The organism is Citrobacter sp. Cpo061 (assembly GCF_030332845.1).
GTDB classification, from domain to species: Bacteria; Pseudomonadota; Gammaproteobacteria; order Enterobacterales; family Enterobacteriaceae; genus Citrobacter; species Citrobacter portucalensis.
In genome coordinates this window covers 59,587-82,030 of record NZ_JAOWHB010000037.1, presented here as the reverse complement: position 1 = coordinate 82,030, position 22,444 = coordinate 59,587, and the positions used below count along the sequence as shown (strand labels likewise).

Here is a 22,444-nt window from a genome sequence, read left to right as displayed (position 1 = left end):
AACCGAGGGTTGATGTTTTCATCAGACTGCCACCAACCTTTGATACTGTGCGTCGCTTAGCGTGGTGTGCCAGAACAATTCACTGTAGCGCTGCATATCGGCTTTAAAGCTCGCGTTAACCTGAGGATCAAGCCAGGCATGAAGGCGGCGTAACCCCAGTAAACGGTTGATGCCAGGAGGTGCATCCAGCCAGCCAAACGGCAGACCGCTGAGAAACAGAATGCGCCGGTCAGCAACCGCTTTGACTCCTTGCCAGACCGGATCTTCTCGTAGGAACTGCGCTGTCACTGCATCCTGCACCAGGATAATATCCGGCTGCCAGCTGAGCAGATTTTCCATTGAGACCTGTGTGAGCCCCTGTCGTCCGGGGATGTGCGCCACATTGTGCAACCCCAGTAGTTCTGCTGCTTCGGTATGCAGAGAACCTTGTAAACCAGTCTCCAGTCCTCTGGCACCGCGCGCGGCATAAAAACGCAGATTCGCCGCGGGTGAATGCGAGAAAGCTATTGCATCATCGATAAATCGACGGGCCAGCGCGGCCTGCATTGCGGTTCGCGAGACGACGCCCAATACTTCACCGACTGCGCGTAACTGTTCTGGGGTATGGCGCAATTCGCCGTTAATCAGCAGCCAGGGAATGTGTGTTTGTGCGCTCACTTGTCTGGCCTGAGAAAGCCAGGTTTCATCGGCATTACCGCAGTCAATAACCAGGTCAGGTTTAAGCGCCAGGAGTGCTTCAAGCGAGAGCGTGCTGGCGCGCCCCGCCAGCCTGCCGAGTTTCGGCAAAGTCCGAATGTTATCGTTAAACGGGATGGCGGTCTGGCGAGAGAAATCAAAGGAGGAAAGCCCCACCAGTTTTTCCGGTGCGACGGCCAGCAGCAGCATGTCAGCAGGCGCGCCCGCGCTGACCACGCGTTGGGTCGTTTCTGGCTTCGGAGAGTCTCCAATGGCCACAGTCAGCGAGGTTTGAGCAAACGCGGGAAGATGGCGTAGCAGCAGTGCAGATGCCACGAGTTGGGCAAACATCCGTCTTGTCAGTGGCATTATTGTTATCCTGAAGGTTACAAAATCGCTATATATTTACATATACAGCGAATAAAAACATGTTCAGAATCAATTTCTCACGGATGAAAACCCCGGATACCCCATAAGGGCTAGAGGCCATAGAGACAGCTGGAAGGGGGAAATATAAGAAAGAAAAATCCGCGACGAAGCGCGGATTCAGGAAGTAAAACGGCTCAGGCTATGATGTTATGGCGTCGGTTGAGTCTGTTTTTTAGACTCGACTGGCGCAGTACTTGCCGGGGTAGGTCGTGATGCGGGTACGTTGTCACAGGGCTTTTCTTTGGCGCAAATCAGGTCGAGCATTTTCAGCGTTACGCCGTTGGTCCAGCCGAAACCATCCTGCAACGGATACTCACCGCCGCCACCGCCGGTTCCAGTGGTGCTCACGTCATACTTCTCAACCAGCTTTTTCTCGCGATCGTAGGTGTGTTGAACATTGGTGAGGAATCGCCAGGTCACGTCCATGGCGACAGTATCCTGACCGTAATTCTGTAACCCGGATGCTGCTACCCACTGGAGCGGGGCCCAGCCATTGGGAGCATCCCACTGCTGGCCGCTTTTCACCGACGTGGTAGCAAGGCCGCCCGGTTGCAGCAGATGTGCCTGGGTGGCCGTGGCGACTTTACTGGCGCGATCTTTTGCCGCTGCATTGACATATAGCGGGAACAGGGCGGCAGCCGTGAGCTGGTTGCGTACTTTGTGGCTTTTCAGATCGTAGTCGGCATACCAGCCTTCTTTGTCGTTCCACAGGTACTTCTCGATCCCTTTTTGTCGGGCATTAGCGAAGCCATCGTACTGCGCCGCTTTGGCATCATCACCAGCAGCCTTGCTGGCGAGGGAGATCATTTTTTCCATTTTGTACATCAGCGCATTGAGATCGACCGGAACGATGCTGGTGGTGCGCAGAGTGCCCAGCTGATTAGGATTGTCCATCCAGCGGGAACTAAAATCCCAGCCGGACGCGGCTGCTGAACGCAGGTCGCGGTAGATTTCTGTGGCCGGGCGGTTCGGGTTGCTTTTAGCGGTGGCGATATCCTCTACCCACGACTCTGGCCGAGGCGAATCGCGCTCATCCCAGTAGCGGTTCAAAATGGTGCCGTCATCCAGTTTAACTACGCGCTTATTTTGCTGACCGGGCTGGAGTGTTTCGACGCCCTCCATCCAGTAGCTGTACTCTTTGAGCATCTGCGGGAGGTATTTTTTCAGCGCGTCATTTCCGTCGTGCTGCGCCAGCAGTTCAACCATAAAGGCAAAGAACGGCGGTTGCGAACGGCTCAGGTAGTAGGTGCGGTTACCGTTAGGAATGTGTCCCCAGGAATCAATCTCGTAAGCGAAGTTTGCCACCATGTCCGAGACCTTATCCCAGTGATTGCTCTCGGCAAGCCCCAGCATGGTGAAATAGCTGTCCCAATAATATATTTCGCGAAAACGCCCGCCAGGTACCACATACGGTTCCGGGAGCGGCAGCAGCGAATCCCATTTTTCAGCGTCGGTTGTCGAACGGGTGAGTACCGGCCACAGGCCATCGATATGTTCGCGTAATGATTGCCCGGCCGGGGGCACGTATTTCTCGCCGTCTTTCGGCAACGTAAAATTCACCTCGACAAAATGACGTAAATCGAATCCGGACTGGTTTTTCTGCATCCGGTAATCGGCAAGGATCATTAATGGATCGCTGTTTGGCACCGCGTCTGCAAAGGTTTTCTGGTCAGGAAACAGTTTGGCTGTTTGTACATCGTTAAACAGGGGGCCAAGCAGAATATCAGGCGGCGCAGGCGTAGCGGCTGGTGCGTCCTCGGCGTTGACAGTAAAAGAGGAAAGGGCAAAAAAGGTGCTTGCGAGCGTCAGTTTTATTGCAACAGAGAGCAGGCCAGGATGGCGAGTTGCTGGCGTTATCATCGGTTAATCTCCTTAGTGGCGTGCCGAAGTAGCGGCATTTACCATGAGAAAACCTTAGTTCAGGAATGACCGTTGCGCGTGATCGGCTCCCCATTTTGCGAATAAACAGACATTTCCCGGCGTGAATAGAGAAGAAGCACACCCTTTGTTGGAAAGGGTGTGCTTCGGTATCAGTTTGCGCGGGTTATCCGCTGTGTAACACAGTCAATGGTCAGAGTATCGCCCATCTTGATGCTATCGAGAGCCGCGCCTTGCTGACACATCCAGCACAGCCCCATTTCACGAGCGATAATCGCCGGATGCGAGGCTTCGCTGCCGTCCCGCAGGCAGATACCTTTGATGGTCTTCGGATCGAGTTGCAGTACCGTAGACGGATAAATGACATCAGCGACCAGGATAGTGGGGCGCAAGAACGCGGGAATTTGTGCGCTCTCTCCCGTCAAATGCTGCAGTGAACGGGACAGCAAATCTTCAATATCAATGTATCGCGCCTGCAGATAAGGATCATCGAGCTGTAAATACTGCTGGCTGAGATCGCTCAGCACCTGATGCCAGGCCCAGGCGGCGCTGCACTGCTTTTCGCGCATTACATCGCAGGCCATTTCAAACAGTTCAGGATCGTCCAACAGCGTATGGTGACCGGAGAAGATGGCGGCGATATCTGCGGAATATCGTTCTTCAGCAAGTGCGGTGAGTTCGCTCAGATCGTTCAGCGTACTTTGGATGGCGGTCTGTAATCGCTGCTGCTCAGCCTGGAGTGATGTGGCTGGCTGCGGGTTTACCTCGGGCGAGAACGGGGTGTGACAGAATGCCGTCCCCGTGACTTTTGAGGGAGCCTGAGTTGCCTTGTTATCAGCATTAGCGGACTCGAGCGATTCACCAAAATTCTCTGCTGCCAGCTGTTTAAATGCGGCCAGCGCATCCTCTGCCTGTTCGCCTTTGGCAATCAGGCGTAGCGTGTCATTACAGCGTACCTGCAGCAGAGCTATCTGATTCAGGCTATCAGGAACCACACACTTGCCGTTTTTCTCCAGCCATATGTCGGCGTTAAAACCAGACAACGCGGAAACCAGTCGCGAAGCCGGTCGAACGTGGATGCCGTTAGGGTTTTTCACCACAATGGCAACAGAACGGGCATCTGCATCGGGAGACAGTGCAGCAGATGCGGGTTTCGCTGCGGATGGCGAAGGTAAACCCAGTTGCTCACATTTGGCGTCGAGGGCGTTCATGGCATCACGGATGACCCGATCGATATCAGCACCCGCGGCGGCGCTAACCGTCGCGGCCAGTGTGCCTTCAACCAGTGGTGCTGCGCACAAACGCACTTTGGCGGAAATGCCAGGGTCGAGCAGTTCCAGCGCGGTTTCCGCACTCAGTAATGCACTACCGATATCCATCATCACCAGCACGTGGTCCGTATCGGCCACGGACTCGATGGCTTCCATCACCTTGATCGGATCGGTGCCAATCGGATTCTCAGGATCATCAATGCCTGCGGCAATGGCGATTTTGCAATCACCGCCCATTAACATCTGCCGGGCCAGCGTCCCGACGCCTTCGCCCAGTTGGGCGCTGTGAGAAACAATAACCAGGTTTACCATCGCTTTATCCTTACTCTCTGGACGCCTGAGCTAGCATTTGCATCATAAACATGACCGACGTTGCGCCGGGATCCTGATGCCCAATACTGCGCTCACCAAGATAGCTGGCACGGCCTTTGCGAGCCTGCATGGTGATGGTGCTTTGTGCTGCGGCTTCCGCTTGCTGGCTTGCCGCTTCCAGCGCTGCCTGTACGCTTAACTTTTGCTCGCAGGACTGACGTAAAGATTCGACCACTGGCAGCCAGACGTCGCACATGGTTTTGTCGCCAGGTTCAGCCTTACCGCGGCTAATCACACCTTCTGCGCCATCACGCATCATTTGATACAGCTCTTCAAGCGTCAGGCTTTGATGAGCCTGAGTCACCTGGGCGGCGCGAATAAAAAAGGTGCCAAACAGCGGTCCACTGGCCCCGCCGACGCTTGAGAGCAGCACCATACCGGTGTTTTTCAAAATAAAGCCGATGTCTTTGTCTGCGATGGACGGCAGCTTTTCAACGACTTTGCTGAAACCACGATGCATGTTCAGACCGTGGTCGGCATCGCCGATCTCCCGGTCAAGTCCGGTGAGAAAATCACTTTCTGTGGTGAAGATCTCGCCGCAACGATAGAGCCAGTTAACAATTTGCGTTCTGTTGAGGGACATCATGAATCTCCTTATTTACCCCAGTTGAGGGCAGGGGTGTGAACCGGTGCATCCCATAAGCTCAGCGTTTCGTCATCTACCTGTAACAAGGTGATCGAGAAACCGGTCATATCCAGAGAGGTACAGTAAGAACCGATCAGGTTGCGCTCAATGACGATGCCTGCATCCTGACAACGGCTTTCCAGGCGGTTATACACGCCGAAGAGTTCAGACAACGGCGTCGCGCCGAGATTATTGACCAGCGCAATAACGCGATCGCCACTTTGTAACGCACGCTTGCTTTCTTTACCTTCCTGCCACGTGCCCTGGACGTTGTCCCAGTGGCGGAGTGTACGGCTGTAGTTACCGTTTTCCAGCAGGGTATCGAACATTTCATCAACGGTCTGATCGAGAGAGGTGAAGGGGCGACGGTCAATGCCGGGTTCCCCGTGGATACCTACGCCAAACTCCATTTCGTTATCCTGCAGCGTGAACGACGGTTGTCCAGCGGCTGGAACGGTACAGGCGCCAATGGCTATGCCAATGGAGTGGCCCTGGTTATTCAGCTTACGGCCCAACGCCGCACAGGCTTCCAGCGAATCACCGCGTTCGGCGGCCGCGCCGACCAGTTTTTCGATCAATACGGTATTCGCCACGCCACGTCGACCGGCGGTATACAAACTGTCTTTCACCGCCACGTCGTCATCCACCACCATGGTGGTGACTTTGACACCGCTTTCATGCAGCAGCTCGGTGGCGGTTTCGAAATTAAGAATGTCGCCGGTGTAATTTTTGATTATCAGCAGCACGCCTTCGCCACCGTCAATTTGCATGGCGCATTCGAACATTTTATCCGGCGTGGGTGAGGTAAAAATCTCACCTGGACAGGCGCCAGAGAGCATGCCCTGACCAATGTAGCCGCAGTGCATAGGTTCGTGTCCGCTGCCGCCACCGGAAAGCAGAGCCACTTTGCCCATCACCGGCGCATCTGCGCGGGTGACATATACCGGATCCTGATGCAGTGCCAGGGAAGGATGCGCTTTCGCCAGTCCGGCGAGTTGTTCATTCAGTACGTCTTCAACACGGTTGATCAATTTTTTCATTATTTATGCTCCGCAGACAGTCCTGGATGGCTGCCAAATTCGGGCAGGCATCTGATGTAGGGTATCGGTTGGTTCAACGTCACGGCGACCGCTCGCTGCCGATAAGGTAATTTTGCACACGGGTACGCAAAAGAAAATTGCTGTGAAAGGCGTTTCAATACGGAACGCCATCATTTTATAACGTTCCATATTGAAACGTAGTGGTGCATAAAACAGCGAAAATGAGAGATCGGGCAGTATTTAATGGGGAAAGACTACGTGCAGGATTTTGCTAAAAAAAACCACCTGCCAGGCAGGTGGTTTATGCGAGGGAAAATTATCGGTATTAGCCCGGATAAATTCCGCGATCTTTACGTGCCAGCAGAATGCGTTCGCAGGCAACAATGTAGGCTGCGGTACGCAGGGAGCAGGATTTCTCAGCTGCTTTTTCCCATACGTGCACCATTGCATCAGTCATGATTTTGTCCATGCGATTATTGATCTCTTCTTCACTCCAGAAGAAGCTTGCCATGTCCTGGACCCATTCGAAGTAGCTGACGGTTACGCCGCCTGCGTTACATACGACGTCAGGTACCACGATGATACCGCGGCTTGCCAGCATATCATCGGCATCCGGGTAAGTCGGGCCGTTAGCGCCCTCAAGTACCAGTTTGCAGGTCAGTATTTCTGCACGCTGACGGGTAATCTGTCCTTCCAGCGCGGCAGGGATCAGGATATCCATCTCCACGCTCCAGAAGGCTTCGCTGGCGATGGTTTCAGCGCCTGGGAAACCGGCAATCTGTTTGTGCTCCAACTGCCAGGCAGACAGCGCGGTCATGTCGATACCCGTGGAGTTAAACAGCGTTGCGGTGTGATCCTGAATAGCGACGACACGCGCACCCGCTGCGGCGAACAGGCGGGCGGCTTCGCTGCCGACGTTACCGAAACCTTGTACCGCCACGCGAGCGCCTTCAACTTCAATGTTCGCACGGCGCGCGACTTCCAGACCGCTGACGAAAACGCCGCGACCGGTGGCTTTATCACGGCCTAACGAGCCGCCGAGGTGAATAGGTTTACCGGTGACCACACTGGTCACGGTGGTGCCGTGGTTCATGGAGTAGGTATCCATCATCCAGGCCATGACTTTTCCGTTAGTACCTACATCCGGCGCAGGAATGTCTTTCTGCGGCCCAATGATAATGCCGATTTCGCTGGTATAACGGCGGGTTAAACGCTCCAGTTCACCTTCAGAAAGTGAGAACGGATCGACGCGCACACCGCCTTTGGCTCCGCCGTACGGCAGGTTCAACGCTGCGCATTTGATGGTCATCCATGCAGACAGGGCCATCACTTCATTAAGATCAACATCAGGATGATAACGCACACCGCCTTTGCCCGGACCGCGGGAGAGGTTATGTTGCACGCGATACCCTTCAAAATGACGGATAGTGCCGTCATCCATCTGCACCGGGATATCGACAATAAGCGCGCGTTTTGGGTGGCGCAGGGTGTCCACCCAATGGGAAAGTTCGCCCAGGTAAGGGGCCACACGCTCGATTTGTTGCAGGTAGGTATTCCAGGCAGATGTGCTGCTATCTGAAGCGTAAGATAACTTATCCATGATAAACCTTAGTTATAAAAGTAATATGTTCTTAATTTGGCCGTGGTATACAGTGAATCTCACCATATAAACCTAAATTTAACATTTTTTTCATAGAACAGCCTGCCTGGCTGACACGGATTATCGGTATGAGTAGTGTGGGTTTTGGCTTGGTGGTGAATAGTTATTCTTTATTTTGGCTGTCATCGCGGTTGTTTTGCGGTTTATGTAGTTTAATATGCATAACTTGTAAAAATCGCAATTTGTCAGATTTATGACGCACCTCTAAAAGTAAATAATATGATAATAAAATGTGTTTGCTTTATTGCTGTTAAGCTGGGCGTCAGTAGGTCACGGCGATGGTGACAGTATCGGCATAGTTGTCTGGCGTGTAGTTCGCGCTGGGAACGGTGGCGTAAACCGGGTAGGTAGTCGTTGTCCCCGTGCCGTTGCCCGCAACGGTATTAAGCGCAGTATTGCCCCAGATCGTACCGGAAGGACCTGGCGTCGAACTAAGCTGGTAGGGGACTTTATCCGTATTTGACCCCGTGCCTGCCATCAAGCCGCTGCCTGCCGTATTGCCGTTGGAGGGTTGAAGTCCGATGGTGTAAGGGGTGTTATTAGAGCATGCTACGCCAACGGTGTTTGACGCCGTGAGATTACGACCCGTTCCGCTGGTGGGGGCAAAGCTGATGTTAGTCGCGGAGGTGATATTACACTGTTTGCTGACAGCAGCTGTGACGGTGAAAGGAAACCTGGCGGCAACGGTATCACCACAGGTGGTCGGTGGGAAAAGCAATCCAGGATTAAGGGTGACAAGGGCTGTCGCCGCCGTATAGCTATCCTGATAGTTTCCGGGGACGGCGGCGATTTGTGGCGTGACGATCTGCGCCGATACCGTGAGTGAACCCGTCACTGGCGTCAGATTCAGCAGGTTAAGCTGTACCATCGGAAAAGTGGTTCCGGTCTGGTATTGGCTCCCCCAAATTTTGCTGTGTCCGGGATCCTGGTAAAGCTGGTATGCCAGCGTTCTGGCGGGGTTTCCGCTTAACGACATATTTCGCGGTGTCACCTGGCCACTGACGGCCGAGGCGCCAATATTAAAACAGAGATTGATCCCTGCCAGCACGTCACCAAGCTCTTTGGTGCAAGTGTAACTGAACGTCATTGATGACGTTGCGCCTGTCGCAGACAGTGGATTGACCGAACCTAAATTTATGGCTTGCACATTGCTCACCGAACAGGTTACCGCATGGCTAATTGCCGGACAAAAAAGTACGGCAGCGATGAGTAGCAGATGTCTTAACCTCATGAGCGCACTCCTGTTAGTGTGGGCGACAAACCAGTGGACCTATTTGCACAATCCCCTTTGCTGACGCGGGATAGTCAAATTGCACGCGACAACTACCGATGTCCGTATCAACGCGCAGCGTGTTGTGCTGCTCCAGGGTGTCGAACCAAGTCATTCCATCAAAGCCAACGACAGACGATTGTCCTTTTCCGTTGATGGCGTAAGCCATGCTGCCTTCAGGAATTGGCTTACCCTGATTGTCGACGAGGATAATCTGCGCAGCGCGGACGGGGGTGATGCCAAAGCTAACCAAAGTACCGGAACGATCGGCTGGCGTGGCATTCGTCTCAACGCGTGCGATCCGCATATTGGCAGGGAGATCCATCGGGTCAATACTGATCAGGTTTTTTTGATAACTGTTCAACGGGGTGACCAGCAGTAGTCCCTGGTCATCGCTGCGGCCAATCAGGTTATTTTGCAATTTGACCGGAACATCAGGCACGCCGTCAGTTGAGACGACGGCAAAACCATTATTGATTTCTCTTGCTGCAAACAGGCCGCCTCCCATGGTCACCAGCGATCCGGTTGCGCCTGCATAACCGTAATGGTTATCCGGTAAACGGCTGAATCCCGCGTACGCTTTACCATAACGTCCCAGATATCCCACTTCGCCCTGGCCACTTTGCCGGGAAGCCTGCTGACTGGCAGCCAGATTCCAGCCCCAGCCGCCGTCGGCAGGGGGCGTCAGGCTGGCGTTGAGCTGGTAACCGGTTTCGTCGTTGGTACGTTGTAGGGTGCTGCTGGCGCTCAGATTGTTGTCGGTCGTGATGGTTACCATCAGATAGAGGCTACGATCGCGGTTGTCGTCAATGTTCTGGTTGAATCCGGCATTCAGTGAGATGTTGTCGGTGAGAGATTTAAACCAGCTGGCATTGGCGTAGCGCACCGCATTTTCGTGTGGATATCGAAACTGCAAATAGCTCAGGCTGACATTTCCAGCTGCTTCCAGCGAATAACCAATAACCGTGTTGCTGTTAAGCGTGGGGGGCGGCTCACAGTAATGGGTGGCGACATCGCGATAATCGCCGGAAGTTGCCGTGGTACTGGTACTGAAATTAAACCGTTCGCCGGACCAACGGTAACCAAAACTGTACAAAAACCCGTTCTTTCCTGAGTCGGTACTTGCGGCAAGTGAGGTCGAAAACGTGCCGCTGCGGGTTCCTGGGATCCAGTCGTTACTGAAGCCCGCGTTAATCAGTCCATCGCTGGTTTCCGCGTGAGTCCCGGCGGTGAACGTATTGCTAAACCCGCGACGCCACGTAGCGCTCAATACTGGTGCGCTGGCATAATCAAAAGAGGAGTAACCATAATTTTCGCGTACCGTGCCTAATTCTGCCGACCAGGCGGTTAATCCTTCCCGCAGGAGTTGCTGATCGTTGTAGAACGAGAAATTTTGTACGCTCGTTCTGCCCAACGCATCTGTCATCATCACCTGACCCGTTCCCGCGCCGCTGATGTTAGGCATTGTGTTGATCTGAAAGCTACCTGCGGGGACTTCTCCGTTGTAGTACCTGACGCCGTCGACGTACAGCTCAACGTTTGACGGTAACGTCGCGGATCCCAGATATGCTGGAAGCGGGGTGGTTGGCATATAGGGCTGTAACCCAAAATCGGTGCCTATCTGAATGCCGCCGATTCGCGTCGGTCGGGACCAGATGAGTGAACTAGTCAGGGTATCGCCAACGGTTAACGCCAACATCGAATCAGGAAATGACGTACGCCAGCTGGTGTCGAGGCGCTCAACGCTGTTATCGGCATATTCCTCGGTAGAGTACTGCGTCAACTGAGTGGTGCTGAGCACGCCGGTCGCATTGAAGGCGCGAATTTCGCTGAAGGTATTGATTGCGCTTTCATCCCCCTGTTGCGTATAGATATCATAATTGAGCAGCGCCCCGCGTGATGTTGTTGCCGTTGGCGCGGTTTCGGTGGGCGAGTTAAGCTGCGTGGTCGCAAGATCGAGTGAACTGAGCGGCGCAGTAAGCGAGAGCGTTTGCAACTGAACGTTGTAGTCAATGGTTAGCTGGGGGATATCGTTCAGGCAGACGGCGTTAGTGGCGTCTGGAGCAAAGCGAAAGCCCATTTTACGCAGAGTATCTGCTCCTGCATAAAGCTTTCCATTATCGTAGCCAAAATGAACCAGCCCAACGGGATTCCCATTTAAGGTGACGTCGAGATACAAATCGACTCCCGTAATCTGCGAGGCGCTATTAATAACACCATTTTCGTTCTGGTTATTATTCAGCGTTTGTGCGCAAACCATTCCCGATATTAATACTCCATTGAGAAAGCAATATTTCACCAGAAGCCAGGATCTGTTACAGATCTTGTACTGTTTTTTGGCCATTGATTGTGACTTCAACTTTCCCGCCGTAATGATTATTCCTGGCTGACGGGGAAACTATCCAGCGCATTGTTGATCCGGGTAAAACGTAGCCTAATAGTCCGGGTGTAATGACTTTTTTAGTACCGTCAGGGCTTATAAATGTTGCAGCAGATAACTGTGCATGCCCATTTCCCTGATTACTGACTTCAATAAATTTTTTGCCATCCAGCTGCTGTAATTTCCATTGCAGTTTTGCCTGCGTTTGTGCCGCTGATGTTGGTTGAATGAAAACGGGAACAGAATAATGCAGCACAAACTGAAGCTTGTTTTTTTCTACTTTTGCAGGCGGTAACTCATCTATCGACAAACGATAAGCGTCTTCGGCATGTGCCGAGGGAGGGCTTGTACGAATAACGCGTATCAGCTGTCGTTCTCCAGGGGCCAATGCCAACATCGGCGGGCTAATCACCAGCCCCTGAGAGGGAGAAAGTTTGTCGTCATAAGCGCTTTGACTCCAGCGAAAAACCCGAACCTGGGCATTGAGCACATTTTCACCCGCGTTACTCAGCCAGATACCATCGGCATTTTGCGTCGCTTGCAACGTTAACGTGACCGGGGCTATTTGCAGTCCGCTGGCGGTGGCAAGATTGACGCTTGCAACCATCCCTAGCAGGCATGCGCAGGCACACTGCTTTACAGGCAGTTTTACTCTCATATGGCTTCCTGAAGTTAGTAGTTAACGTTAACCGTTACCGTGTCGGCATAGTCGTCAGGAGTGAAGTTGGCGCTCGGTGCGGTGGCATAAACAGTATACGTTTGCGCCAGACCTGTGCCCGTCGCCGCTACCCCATTTCCAGGTGCGGTGTCGGTGGCGGTATTCCCCCACACCGGACCTGTTGCTGATGTACGATTTAGCTGATAGGGCACTTTATCGGTATTGGTGGCAGCGTTAGCTACGGAGGACATGGCGCCAGATCCCGTTGTCGTCCCTCCATTGGCAGCCGACGGTGCCAGACCGATAAAATAGGGCGTGGTTTTTGAGCAATTAATTGAAATAGTGTTGCTTGCACTGGTATTTGTCGCCGTGGTATTCACCGGACCAAGTGTAATATTTGAAGCCGAACCGGCAGTCACGGTACAGGCCTTTTGAATCGTCATCAGCACCTGAAATGTTCCGTTAACGGTTGCTGCATTTGCCACAGAAATAATGGAAAAGGCGCAGCAACAAAGAATTAAGCGTTTGTCTAAGACTAGAGCCATATCCTTTACCTTTTTCAAATAACCACATTTATTACTTTAGAAAAACAATAATGTGGCACAAGAAGACATAATTTAACCCTAGAATAAGTATTAGACGTACGCCAGTTGAACTAATGAATTTTACTTAGGAAAAAGGTGATGTCGTCTGCAAAAAAATAATACCAATGGGTTAGTATATTGTTTTATTTTTATGCTATGGCCGGGGTTAAGTCAGGAGGATAGAGGGCAACATATTCCTTGGGTGGTACTAAAAATAACCAGCCAAAAAATGAGAGTTGTATGATTTATCTTACACGTATTACGTGTAGGTTACGGGCTGTGGAAAATGACCTTATAACCTTGTTCATTCCAGTGTTGGAGCAGTTCATTTTGTCTGCGGGTTGGCGTAATACCGGTCCAGACAAAAAGGGTTTGCCCAGGGAAAAGTTCAGGTCTTGGCGATTCAATGGGTTCAGCCAGAACGGCAATATGCCAACCAGATTGCGATAAGCGCCAGGCTTCGAGCCACAGACGGGTTCTGTCTTCAACATCCCAGGCCATCAGGAGGGCATCCTTTCCTGACTTGCGCCGCGTTTCAGACAGCAGTGTGGCAACATATTCAATCAATGCGCCATCAAGCATGCTGTTCATTATGCGGGATGTATTATGGTCAAGTATCAGCCGTTGACGTACGGGAAGATAAACGTGATCGATCAGCGCATCTACGGGGTGAACGCGACCGAGTGCGGTAATTTTGGCTCGCAGCTTCGGCGGATGCGCCATGCGAAGAATGCTCATCATCTCTTCTTGTAATTGATTCCAGTCGTCGTCAGCTTGACGGGTACTGGTTTCCAGCAATGCCTTAACTTTCCCAACAGGTATGCCATTGCTAATCCAACGTTTTATTTCTTCAATACGCTGAATATCTTCTTCATCAAAGAGTCGGTGGCCACCTTCACTGCGTTGAGGTTTGAGTAAACCGTAACGTCGTTGCCATGCCCGAAGGGTGACAGGATTTATCCCGCAACGTTCTGCGACATCCCCAATGCTGTAATAAGCCATAGTTCCCCCGGACACTCCTGATTCTCCGTCACCGATATGCGGTTCCTGTTACTTTGTACAACATGCATCAAATTGTACAAAACATACAGAGGATTCTAGCAAAATTAAGATTTACTTTACTATCACGCAGGGAGTAAATGCTGAATTTTTATGTTCAGCATGAGGGCGGTTGTGGTGATTGTTTATTTATAACAATGCGTTAGTTATTTTGACGCTGAGAAATCATTTTTCTCTGGCCATGCAACAGACGGAATACCATTCAGGCAGGCTTGTGCAAAAAGGTTACCCTGGAAGATTTCAATACCTGCGGACTCAAGCCACATCCACTCTTCAGGTTTTTCAACGCCGACTGCGGAAATCATGATTTCCAGTGAAGTGCAACATTTGATAATTGCCTGAATGATGGCCTGTCTTGGTCCACTTTTATGCACATCCGTGATCAGCTCGCGGCTTATCTTAATTCGGTCGGGTTGAAAACGAGACAGAAGCTGAAGCCCGGCAAAACCTGCCCCAAAATGATCTATCGCCACACAGATCCCCGCAGCCTTGAGTGACTTTACGGCCTGCGCGAACGTATCAAAGCGCGATATAACTTCGCTTTCGGTAAACTCTACAATGATTTGTTCAGGCACCAGTCCGTGCGCCGCGATTTCGTTTATCAGAAAGCTGACTGCATCGGGTTTGTTTACCAGGGTCATGGGGAGCAGATTGACTGACAGCATTTTGTCGTTAAGTCCCAGCGCGCTTGCCATTGCAAAAGCAGTCTTTTTGCTCTGCAGATCCGCGGTATACAGTTCTTCAGGATTTAAGTTGCCAAAATAAGTTGCGGGCGTTTCACCGTCTCTACCACGAATAAGTGCTTCCAGAGCAATGACGCGCTGCGACATAGGATCGATAATGGGTTGAAAAGCAAAGCTGAAATCGATATTGGACTGGAGTGTGCTTTCATCCAGGAGAGTACAAGAGTTGTCGGCAATAAAACTCCAGTAATCAGGCGCAGGTATTTCAAAATAACTCGATTTTTCCGTCGCAAGGACAAATGTGCGGAAAAACTGTAATGCCCGGTCATCATAGGTGAGCTGAAATTTTGATGTTCCCTTGTTAAGTACCGCTTGCAGGACGTCATTGCGTTCATGTTTTTGTAAATCAAATAACTCCATTCCCACCTTTCCGAATCTTCTCGCAGGCGCGTAATCACACATCAGCTCAACGATATTGTGGTGCCGTGGGTCGTTACATATACAACGATAAATCTCTTTTACCTGCTCCTCAGGTCCTTCAAGCAGTTGGAAAAAGTGGCGGCCATTAAAGAGTAAAATCCCCGTAACATCGGATCGCCGGTTTTTTAGATTTGCGGCTGTCACCATATCCTCAAGCGCTCTGAGGGGGGCGTCATCACGTAGATGGCTACGGTAAATAATGGTCGTGAGCATGGACAGTCCGGGATCAAGGGAAGGGAAGAGATATGGACAGTATCAAACAAACCAGCTTATGTCCTGATTTTAATACATTATTCTAACTTTATTTTTACAAACAAAGACCCTCAAACAGATCGAATTCATTCGTTAAACGAAGTGAATTGTACAATCTAATTTGATTTCATGTAGTTTGGTATTTATCTAACTTACTGATTGTATTGATTTAGCACTTTTTAATAAAAATTGATGGTTCTCGTTGTACACATTTTTGGTACAACTTTGCTACTGTTATAAAACTTAATATTCACCAGCATTTTGTTACAGGAGCATGACATGCAGCAGCATACCGTTCGCACTGATACTGCAAGCGCGATTTCTCGTTACTTTGCGAAGGCGCATCTGCCAACTCAACAGGAAACATTGGGAGAAATCGTCACTGAGATACTCAAGGATGGACGAAATCTGAACCGCAAATCACTTTGCACCAAGCTTCTGTGTCGTCTTGAAAAAGCATCTGGGGAGAAAGAACAGAAACATTACAATGCGTTAATTGGCCTGCTTTTTGAATAAAATAAACCCCTTACTTATAGGGGTAAGTAGTGAAGGAGTTATGAAGAAAACTGATAGTGAACGCCTGAAACATGAAATTACAGGTTTGGCTGTGCTAGAAATTTTGCGAATGCATACAGACGTTTCGTTAGCTGCAGTGATTAAGCAATTGCGACTTATGCAGGCCAGTGAAATAGATGGCACACGCAAGCAATTAATTGACAGCGTTATCAATGATTTTACAAACATTAATCCGGGGAAGATAAGTAGAAAACCGGATAAAACCAGAGATGAGAGTGCTTTCAGTGCCAGCAAAAACCCTAAATTACATTAAAGATAATCTTCCAGACTATACAAGCGAGGTTACCATGCTTCATGAAATTAATGTCCACAGTGTAATGACGGATAAAGCTTTATCAAGTTACTTCCATAATGCAGGTGAGCTATTAGCAGATGAGTCTGTGGTATTGGGTCAGGCGGTAACCAATGTAATTCTGGCAGGTGATAATGTTAATAATAAAAACATCATTTTAAGCCTGATTAGTTCTCTGGAATCAACAGTTGACGTTGTCCAAGCAGATGTTATCAGAAAAACCCTGGAAATAGTGCTGCGCTACACAGCTGACGACGTCTAAAAAGTCTTCATATTAATATAATATGTACAGTACCTTTGTTATATGCTGAAAGCACTCATGCTGAGCATTTTTTTGATTAAGACTATACATAGCACCCTCTCTAGAACAATTGTGATTTTTCATTGAGGCCATAATGATGAACATCGTTCAGGAACACACTGGAAACGCAGATTTATGGATTGATGATATTTTTATCAGGCAAGGGCTAAAGAATATTCTTGCAGATATTGTTTTCGAAGATGATAAGACGCATCTGGTTTTTTTCACCGCCAATCACTTTGAGGCGGTAAAAAGGCAAAATTACGATCTGAAAACGCATCGTCTGGTACTGCTGATTGATGGTCATCTGTACAGATATCTCAATGATTTATCACTTTACAGACTGCCAATAGATGTTAGCGTTGCCACATTCAAACAATTTATTATTGATATTACTCGTTCTGGCGGTATACACGACAATCAGTCAGAACTAAATATTTCGCTGACTGCGCGAGATAAATATATTTTAACGCAGTTAGGGGAGGGGCGAACTATTTTTGAGATATCCGCTTTGTTAAATCTACATTTAAAAACGATTTACCAGGCCAGGCAGAATCTGATCAAGAAGCTTGGTTGTTCTGGGCTGATTGATTTTCAGGGAATACTGCGAGCGAAAATATTCCGCAACTGGCTGGAACATGCCTGAGTAAATCGACAGTTCGTACTTACTGTTGGGGGATACGACAGGGCCAATGGCCCTGTCCGATATATTTTAAACTTCGCTACTCTGTCACCAGTTCATTTCCCATCTTCTGCTGATGATGCTTTTTGCTCAACGAGAAATAGCCAAATATTAGCGTTATTACCACAATGCTGGCCATAATCAGGAAGATTTCCTGATAGCCCACTTTATCAAACAACTTACCGACAGGCAGTGACAGCACGATAATGCCAATGGAACTGGCGATATTGAAGCCAATGAGATATATCGTTGATGACAGGCGTTTGTCAAAATTCGCTACGCTGAATTTAAACACTGAAATAACAAACAGTGGAACTTCCAGCGCATGAAGCATTTTAATCAAGGAGATAATATAGATATCGGTGAACAGTGCTGAACCCAGGATTCGACAGGCCATGATTGTGCCACCCAGCAGCAATGCGGATTTAGGCCCGATGCGGTTAATCAGGAATGGAACCAGCGCCATACCGACTGCTTCCATAAAGACCTGTACCGAGTTGAGGTAGCCGTATACGCGTGGTGCCAGTTCGGGATCGTCAAATAAGCTGGCGTAAAACACCGGGAACATCTGCTGATCGTAGATGCTATAGAACGACCAGGTACCGACGACAAAGATAACGAAAAACCAGAACTGCGTATCTTTAAAGATAGTGAGAAAATCCTTTCGGGTCAGCGCGTCAGGTTCAGGAGAACGCGTTTTTACAGAAGATGGGGCGGGTGAGTTGGTTTTGAACAACACGTTAATCAACAGGAATAACACCCCCATTACCGATACGCACCAGAAGTTAATGTGTGGGTTGATGCTGAAGAAGATACCGCCAACAAATGTCCCTGCGGCGTAGCCAAGCGATCCCCACAAGCGGGCGGTGCCGAATTCAAAGTTGAATTTGCGGCTCACTTTTTCGACGAAGCTTTCTACCAGACCACAACCCGCGAGGTAGCCAAGGCCAAAGAAAATGGCTCCCAGCGCCATACCAAGTTTGAAGTTGGAGGTCAGCAGCGGTTCGTAAACATAAATCAGGAACGGGCCGCTGAGCGTGATGACTATCCCCATCAGCCAGATAAGGTGTTTACGGGTGCCGAGCTTATCCTGCAGAAAACCGTAGACCAGCATAAACAGCATGCTAAAGAACTGGTTTACGGCATACAGCATTCCCAGCTCCGTTCCGGACAGGCCAAGTTTATTTTTTAGCCATATCGCATAAAAAGACCACCACAACGACCAGGCGGCAAAGAAAAAAAGCAGATACCCGGACGAGTACCGATATTTGTCATTACTGAACGGCATATTTATCTTCATGATTTTTCCAATCCAGATCAGGTCATTGTAAGGTCTTTCTGATACGACGTAACGAGTGCGCTTTATTACGGGGTAATCGTCCTCCGTAGCGACGGTTGTGACTGAATAAAGCTGCTCAGGTGTTGGCTGTCGGGAAACGCGCTTAGCGCGCCACGCCGGGTGGTCGCCAGAGCACCACAAGCGCTGGCCTGCTCGATAAGTGGAAGTAGCGTTGACGTCGATTTGGGCCAGCCTTCCTCGGCGAGTGCCGCCAGCAACCCGGCCATAAAGGCATCACCGGCGCCAGTGGTATCGATACTTTCGACGTTATAGCCGCTTAAAGTTAGCCTGCTGTTTTGCCAGAAAGCGATAGCGCCGTCGGCACCGCGGGTGACGATTTTCAGGCGTGCAGGAAAATCAACCAGACGTTCGCAGGCGCTACTGAGACAGTTGGTCTGCGTTAGCCACAGCAGCTCTTCTTCCGACATCTTCAGAATGTCGCTCTGCCGGGCAAACTCGTTGACAAGGTCAAACATCTGCATCTCGTTGCTCCACATCTGCGGACGCAGATTGATGTCAAAGCTCAGAGTGCCGCCGGTCTGTCGCAATGCGGCCATAGCCTGGGCGAGGGTGGCGCGGCAGTCAGGGGCAACCAGCGCCAGCGAGCAGAAGTGCAGAATATCGGCGCCAAAGTCGGGCAGGCTCGCCGGGCTGAGAAATTGATCGGCAGACGGATTGACCAAAAACTCAAACTGCCGCTCGCCGTTGGGAGCCAGTGAAACCAGTACGGTACTGGTGTGCTGATGTGCATCAAACTCCAGACTTCCTGTATCCACCTGCGCTGTTTCCAGAGTCTGATGCAGAAATCGACCAAAAGTGTCATTGCCCACACGGCCAATAAAACCGCTGGCGCGGCCAAGGCGAGCCACGCCGATTGCCACATTGAAGGGAGCGCCTCCCGCGCAGGCTTCAAACTGCATATTGTCGCGCGGCAATAAATCCACCACAGCGTCTCCGAGCGTCCAGATAGTCATTATTTTTCCCCAAAGCAGTAAGACGGGTGTTTATTTGGCGCTGAGCGGCCAGGCATGCCCTTGATTAAAAATGGCGTGTCCGTTCAGGCTGAATAAGGTCAGTTGGCGATCGTCCGGTTCAGGATAAATACGACTGCTAAGGGTATATTCACCGTGATTGACAAATACCTCTACCGAGGAGCTGTCGATAAATAAGCGCAGATCCAGCCGGTCACCAACTGGCAGCGGCACGCTGCGATAACCAGAGAGACCATGCTGCGGGTAGCGACGATCCAGCACCAGACGCTGTGCCTGAGCATCGACGTAGACCCGTAGTCCGCCACCCAGCGCGATACCATATTCTTCAGCACTGCTGCGGGCGATATCGATGCTCAGTTCGACTTCAATAGCGTGCGCCTGCTCCTCTACCATCAGGGTGCGATTGTGTAGTTCGCTGACCGGCCAGACATGAAGCTCACCGCGTAATAATTCCAGCTCTTTGACCGGGTTCATGCGCAACCGCTGATCGGTATCGAGCGTCACCTCGCGGGGGAGGGTAAGCATGCCCGCCCAGCCGTCGGCTTGTTCTGGCATTGGCGATTCCCACATCGACAGCCAGCCAATCACGATGCGGCGCCCATCCGGGGTGGTAAATGACTGGGGGGCGTAAAAATCATGCCCGTGATCCATCTCCTGGAAGGCGTGGGTGACGTGAAAATGGAGATTATCCTGCCATTCGCCGACCATATAGCCGCTCTGGAACAGGTTACGGCAATCGTATCCGTCTGCGGCGATGCCCTGCGGCGAGAACATGAAGACGAGCTTATCGTTGAGTGGGAAGAGGTCTGGGCACTCCCACATGTAGCCCATGCCGTCATCGGCCCTGCCGAGCGTGCTGGCAAACTGCCAGTGCTGTAGATCTTGCGAGCGATAGAGCTGCACTTCGCCCACGTCATCGACCCGGGCGCCCACCACCATGTACCAGTTGTCTCCCTCTTGCCAGACTTTCGGATCGCGAAAATGGTGTACACCTCGCGGGGTATCCAGAATCATGCCTTGGCGTTCAAAGTGAATCCCGTCGGTGCTGGTGGCCAGGCACTGTACCTGATACAGGTTTTCCTCTTTCGCCTCGCCGTCAAACTTGTGTCCGGTGTAGATCAGGGCCAGCTTATTACCTTCAACCACCGCTGAACCGGAAAAACAGCCGTCTTTATCTTCCGGCCCTTCTGGTGCCAGTGCGATGGGTAAGTGCTCCCAGTTCACCATATCGCGGCTGCGCGCATGGCCCCAGTGCATTGGTCCCCAGACCGGCTGCCACGGATAGTGCTGATAGAACGCATGGTAGTAACCATCGAACCAGGACAGACCGTTGGGATCGTTCATCCAACCCGCTGGTGGCGCCAGGTGATAGCGTGGATACCAGCGCGGGTTTACAAGGTCTTTCTGCTGGCTTAAGGCTTCGTTGGCTTTGGAAAGTAGTGACGTCATTTGCTTGTCCCTGTAAGTGAATTGATCAAAAGATAACGTTAACATTCTCGGTTTTCTCGCAGATTTGATGGTAATATCGATGTTAATCACAAAAGTTAACGTTAACATTTTGCGGGCGTTATCGAGATCGCATTTTCAGACCCCGGCAAAGTGAACATCGGCGAAGGAGAGGGTATGGCATCTTTAAAGGATGTGGCGCAGCGGGCTAACGTCTCGTTAATGACCGTATCGCGGGCGATTAACGAGCCCGAACGACTACGGCCTGAAACCTATAAAAAGGTGATGGAAGCGGTAGATGCGCTGGGGTATGTCTCCGATCTCTCCGCTAAAAAAATTCGTGGTGCAAAAACCACGGCTAACACGATTGGGGTGCTGGCGCTTGACACCATGACTACGCCATTTTCCGTGGAGATAACGCTCTCTATCGAAGAGACCGCGCGGGCGCACGGTTGGAATAGCTTTGTGGTGAATATGTTCAGCAATGACAAGCCAGAGAAAATGGTTGATCTGCTGTTGGCGCATCGCCCGGACGGTATTATCTACACCGCGATGGGACTGCGCCAGGTACCGGTACCGGAAAAGCTGCATAAGTATCGCTGCGTGCTGGCGAACTGTGAAAGCACAAGCGGCCCTTTCCCCACCTATATTCCCGATGATGAACAAGGTCAATATCTTGGCGTGAAAGCTCTGTTGGCCGCAGGCTATCGCCGACTGCTGTGTATCCACCTACCGAAAGGAATTGTGGCGACCGATCGCCGTCGGGCGGGAATGGAGAGGGCTTGTCGTGAAGCGGGTGTCGACCCTGATGCAATGTTCCACCACTATCTTCCGCCGGGCGAGCGCCACCATATTGATGCGGCGGAGATTGCCGGGCATTACCTGAGCGGCGCGCGCCCGATGTTCGATGCGGTGGTGTGCGGTAACGACCGCGTGGCTTTTGTTATCTACCAGCTCTTGCTGGGGCGAGGGCTGCGCATTCCGCAGGACGTCGCTGTGCTGGGCTATGACAATATGGTGGGCACCGGCGAGCTATTTTTGCCGCCGCTCTCAACGGTACAGCTGCCGCACTATGAAATCGGTCGTCTTAGCGCGCTGCATCTTATCCAGGGGCTCGATCACCGGGATACCGTGCGGGTAGACAGCCCCTGGCTTCCGCGCGCCTCAATATGATTAACCTAACTGCTTCGTTTCATCAACCGGAGGGATGTGTGAATTATGTGGGGGGGGTCGCTAATTTGCTGGTGGATGTTACAAAACTGAAACGTGGGGGTACTGCTAAGTCACGGTTTAGCGCGCAAGGCTCAAAGTTGGGGCGTGTATTAAGCTCTCGTCGTAATTTAGGGTTTCAATAAAATAACCGTTATTTATTAATGTTAACGTATCAATACATCGTAACTTACGAAACGTTTAGATTTTAGTTCGTACTTACCCATCCATCGCTCTTCTCTGCTCATTCTGCTTCTGTAACTTCAGCGGGACGCACAAGTGTCCACCACA

General features: G+C 51.0%; 20 protein-coding genes. 5 read left to right on the top strand and 15 right to left on the bottom strand.

Going from position 1 to position 22,444, the window contains the following annotated elements:
* Nucleotides 1-21: 21 nt before the first annotated feature.
* From OGX97_RS09675 to OGX97_RS09620, 12 genes are all read right to left on the bottom strand, one after another.
* Nucleotides 22-1,044, bottom strand: coding sequence for an ABC transporter substrate-binding protein (locus OGX97_RS09675; RefSeq protein ID WP_235127377.1), 1,023 nt, complete (start codon nucleotides 1,042-1,044; stop codon nucleotides 22-24).
* Between the two features lie 207 nt (nucleotides 1,045-1,251).
* Nucleotides 1,252-2,964, bottom strand: coding sequence for an alpha,alpha-trehalase (locus OGX97_RS09670; protein WP_235127378.1), 1,713 nt, complete (start codon nucleotides 2,962-2,964; stop codon nucleotides 1,252-1,254).
* Nucleotides 2,965-3,134: 170 nt separating this feature from the next.
* Entirely contained in the window at nucleotides 3,135-4,565 is a 1,431-nt protein-coding gene (dhaM, locus tag OGX97_RS09665; protein ID WP_235127382.1) for a dihydroxyacetone kinase phosphoryl donor subunit DhaM, read from the bottom strand.
* A 10-nt stretch (nucleotides 4,566-4,575) separates the two neighbouring features.
* A complete protein-coding gene (gene dhaL / locus OGX97_RS09660; RefSeq protein WP_020996617.1) occupies nucleotides 4,576-5,208 on the bottom strand; it encodes a dihydroxyacetone kinase subunit DhaL in 633 nt (210 codons plus the stop codon).
* A gap of 11 nt (nucleotides 5,209-5,219) precedes the next feature.
* The gene (dhaK, locus tag OGX97_RS09655; RefSeq protein WP_279850660.1) at nucleotides 5,220-6,290 is read right to left on the bottom strand and encodes a dihydroxyacetone kinase subunit DhaK; all 1,071 of its coding nucleotides are present in this window, start codon (nucleotides 6,288-6,290) and stop codon (nucleotides 5,220-5,222) included.
* 325 nt (nucleotides 6,291-6,615) lie between these two features.
* Nucleotides 6,616-7,890 (bottom strand): Glu/Leu/Phe/Val family dehydrogenase, encoded by a 1,275-nt coding sequence (locus tag OGX97_RS09650; RefSeq protein WP_032943729.1) that lies wholly within the window; start codon nucleotides 7,888-7,890, stop codon nucleotides 6,616-6,618.
* A gap of 322 nt (nucleotides 7,891-8,212) precedes the next feature.
* Nucleotides 8,213-9,181, bottom strand: coding sequence for a Csu type fimbrial protein (locus OGX97_RS09645; RefSeq protein WP_235127384.1), 969 nt, complete (start codon nucleotides 9,179-9,181; stop codon nucleotides 8,213-8,215).
* Nucleotides 9,182-9,194: 13 nt separating this feature from the next.
* Nucleotides 9,195-11,480, bottom strand: a complete 2,286-nt coding sequence (locus OGX97_RS09640; protein ID WP_257119535.1) for a fimbria/pilus outer membrane usher protein — start codon at nucleotides 11,478-11,480, stop codon at nucleotides 9,195-9,197.
* 55 nt (nucleotides 11,481-11,535) lie between these two features.
* Complete coding sequence (locus OGX97_RS09635; protein ID WP_003833508.1) at nucleotides 11,536-12,258, bottom strand: fimbrial biogenesis chaperone; 723 nt, start codon at nucleotides 12,256-12,258, stop codon at nucleotides 11,536-11,538.
* Between the two features lie 14 nt (nucleotides 12,259-12,272).
* A complete protein-coding gene (locus OGX97_RS09630) occupies nucleotides 12,273-12,803 on the bottom strand; it encodes a Csu type fimbrial protein (RefSeq protein WP_003833507.1) in 531 nt (176 codons plus the stop codon).
* Nucleotides 12,804-13,112: 309 nt separating this feature from the next.
* Entirely contained in the window at nucleotides 13,113-13,844 is a 732-nt protein-coding gene (locus OGX97_RS09625; protein WP_008784993.1) for a MerR family transcriptional regulator, read from the bottom strand.
* A gap of 203 nt (nucleotides 13,845-14,047) precedes the next feature.
* A complete protein-coding gene (locus tag OGX97_RS09620) occupies nucleotides 14,048-15,277 on the bottom strand; it encodes a diguanylate phosphodiesterase (protein WP_048235240.1) in 1,230 nt (409 codons plus the stop codon).
* A gap of 318 nt (nucleotides 15,278-15,595) precedes the next feature.
* On the opposite strand from OGX97_RS09620, the gene ycgZ reads away from it, so the two are divergent.
* The 4 genes from ycgZ (at nucleotide 15,596) to OGX97_RS09600 (ending at nucleotide 17,131) form a co-directional block, all read left to right on the top strand.
* Entirely contained in the window at nucleotides 15,596-15,832 is a 237-nt protein-coding gene (gene ycgZ, locus OGX97_RS09615) for a regulatory protein YcgZ (RefSeq protein ID WP_003833500.1), read from the top strand.
* A 40-nt stretch (nucleotides 15,833-15,872) separates the two neighbouring features.
* Entirely contained in the window at nucleotides 15,873-16,145 is a 273-nt protein-coding gene (locus tag OGX97_RS09610; protein WP_008784991.1) for a hypothetical protein, read from the top strand.
* 34 nt (nucleotides 16,146-16,179) lie between these two features.
* Nucleotides 16,180-16,446 (top strand): biofilm development regulator YmgB/AriR family protein, encoded by a 267-nt coding sequence (locus OGX97_RS09605; RefSeq protein WP_008784990.1) that lies wholly within the window; start codon nucleotides 16,180-16,182, stop codon nucleotides 16,444-16,446.
* 133 nt (nucleotides 16,447-16,579) lie between these two features.
* Nucleotides 16,580-17,131 carry a LuxR C-terminal-related transcriptional regulator gene (locus tag OGX97_RS09600; protein WP_048224085.1) on the top strand — a complete coding sequence of 184 codons (552 nt, stop codon included), beginning with the start codon at nucleotides 16,580-16,582 and terminating at the stop codon, nucleotides 17,129-17,131.
* Nucleotides 17,132-17,207: 76 nt separating this feature from the next.
* Here the strand turns inward: OGX97_RS09600 and OGX97_RS09595 are convergent, their stop codons facing one another.
* The 3 genes from OGX97_RS09595 to OGX97_RS09585 form a co-directional block, all read right to left on the bottom strand.
* Complete coding sequence (locus OGX97_RS09595; protein ID WP_218659188.1) at nucleotides 17,208-18,467, bottom strand: MFS transporter; 1,260 nt, start codon at nucleotides 18,465-18,467, stop codon at nucleotides 17,208-17,210.
* 65 nt (nucleotides 18,468-18,532) lie between these two features.
* Complete coding sequence (locus OGX97_RS09590) at nucleotides 18,533-19,480, bottom strand: aminoimidazole riboside kinase (protein ID WP_174771483.1); 948 nt, start codon at nucleotides 19,478-19,480, stop codon at nucleotides 18,533-18,535.
* A gap of 30 nt (nucleotides 19,481-19,510) precedes the next feature.
* The gene (locus OGX97_RS09585) at nucleotides 19,511-20,947 is read right to left on the bottom strand and encodes a glycoside hydrolase family 32 protein (protein ID WP_218659189.1); all 1,437 of its coding nucleotides are present in this window, start codon (nucleotides 20,945-20,947) and stop codon (nucleotides 19,511-19,513) included.
* Nucleotides 20,948-21,121: 174 nt separating this feature from the next.
* On the opposite strand from OGX97_RS09585, the gene OGX97_RS09580 reads away from it, so the two are divergent.
* Complete coding sequence (locus OGX97_RS09580; protein ID WP_048216224.1) at nucleotides 21,122-22,117, top strand: LacI family DNA-binding transcriptional regulator; 996 nt, start codon at nucleotides 21,122-21,124, stop codon at nucleotides 22,115-22,117.
* Nucleotides 22,118-22,444: the final 327 nt, after the last annotated feature.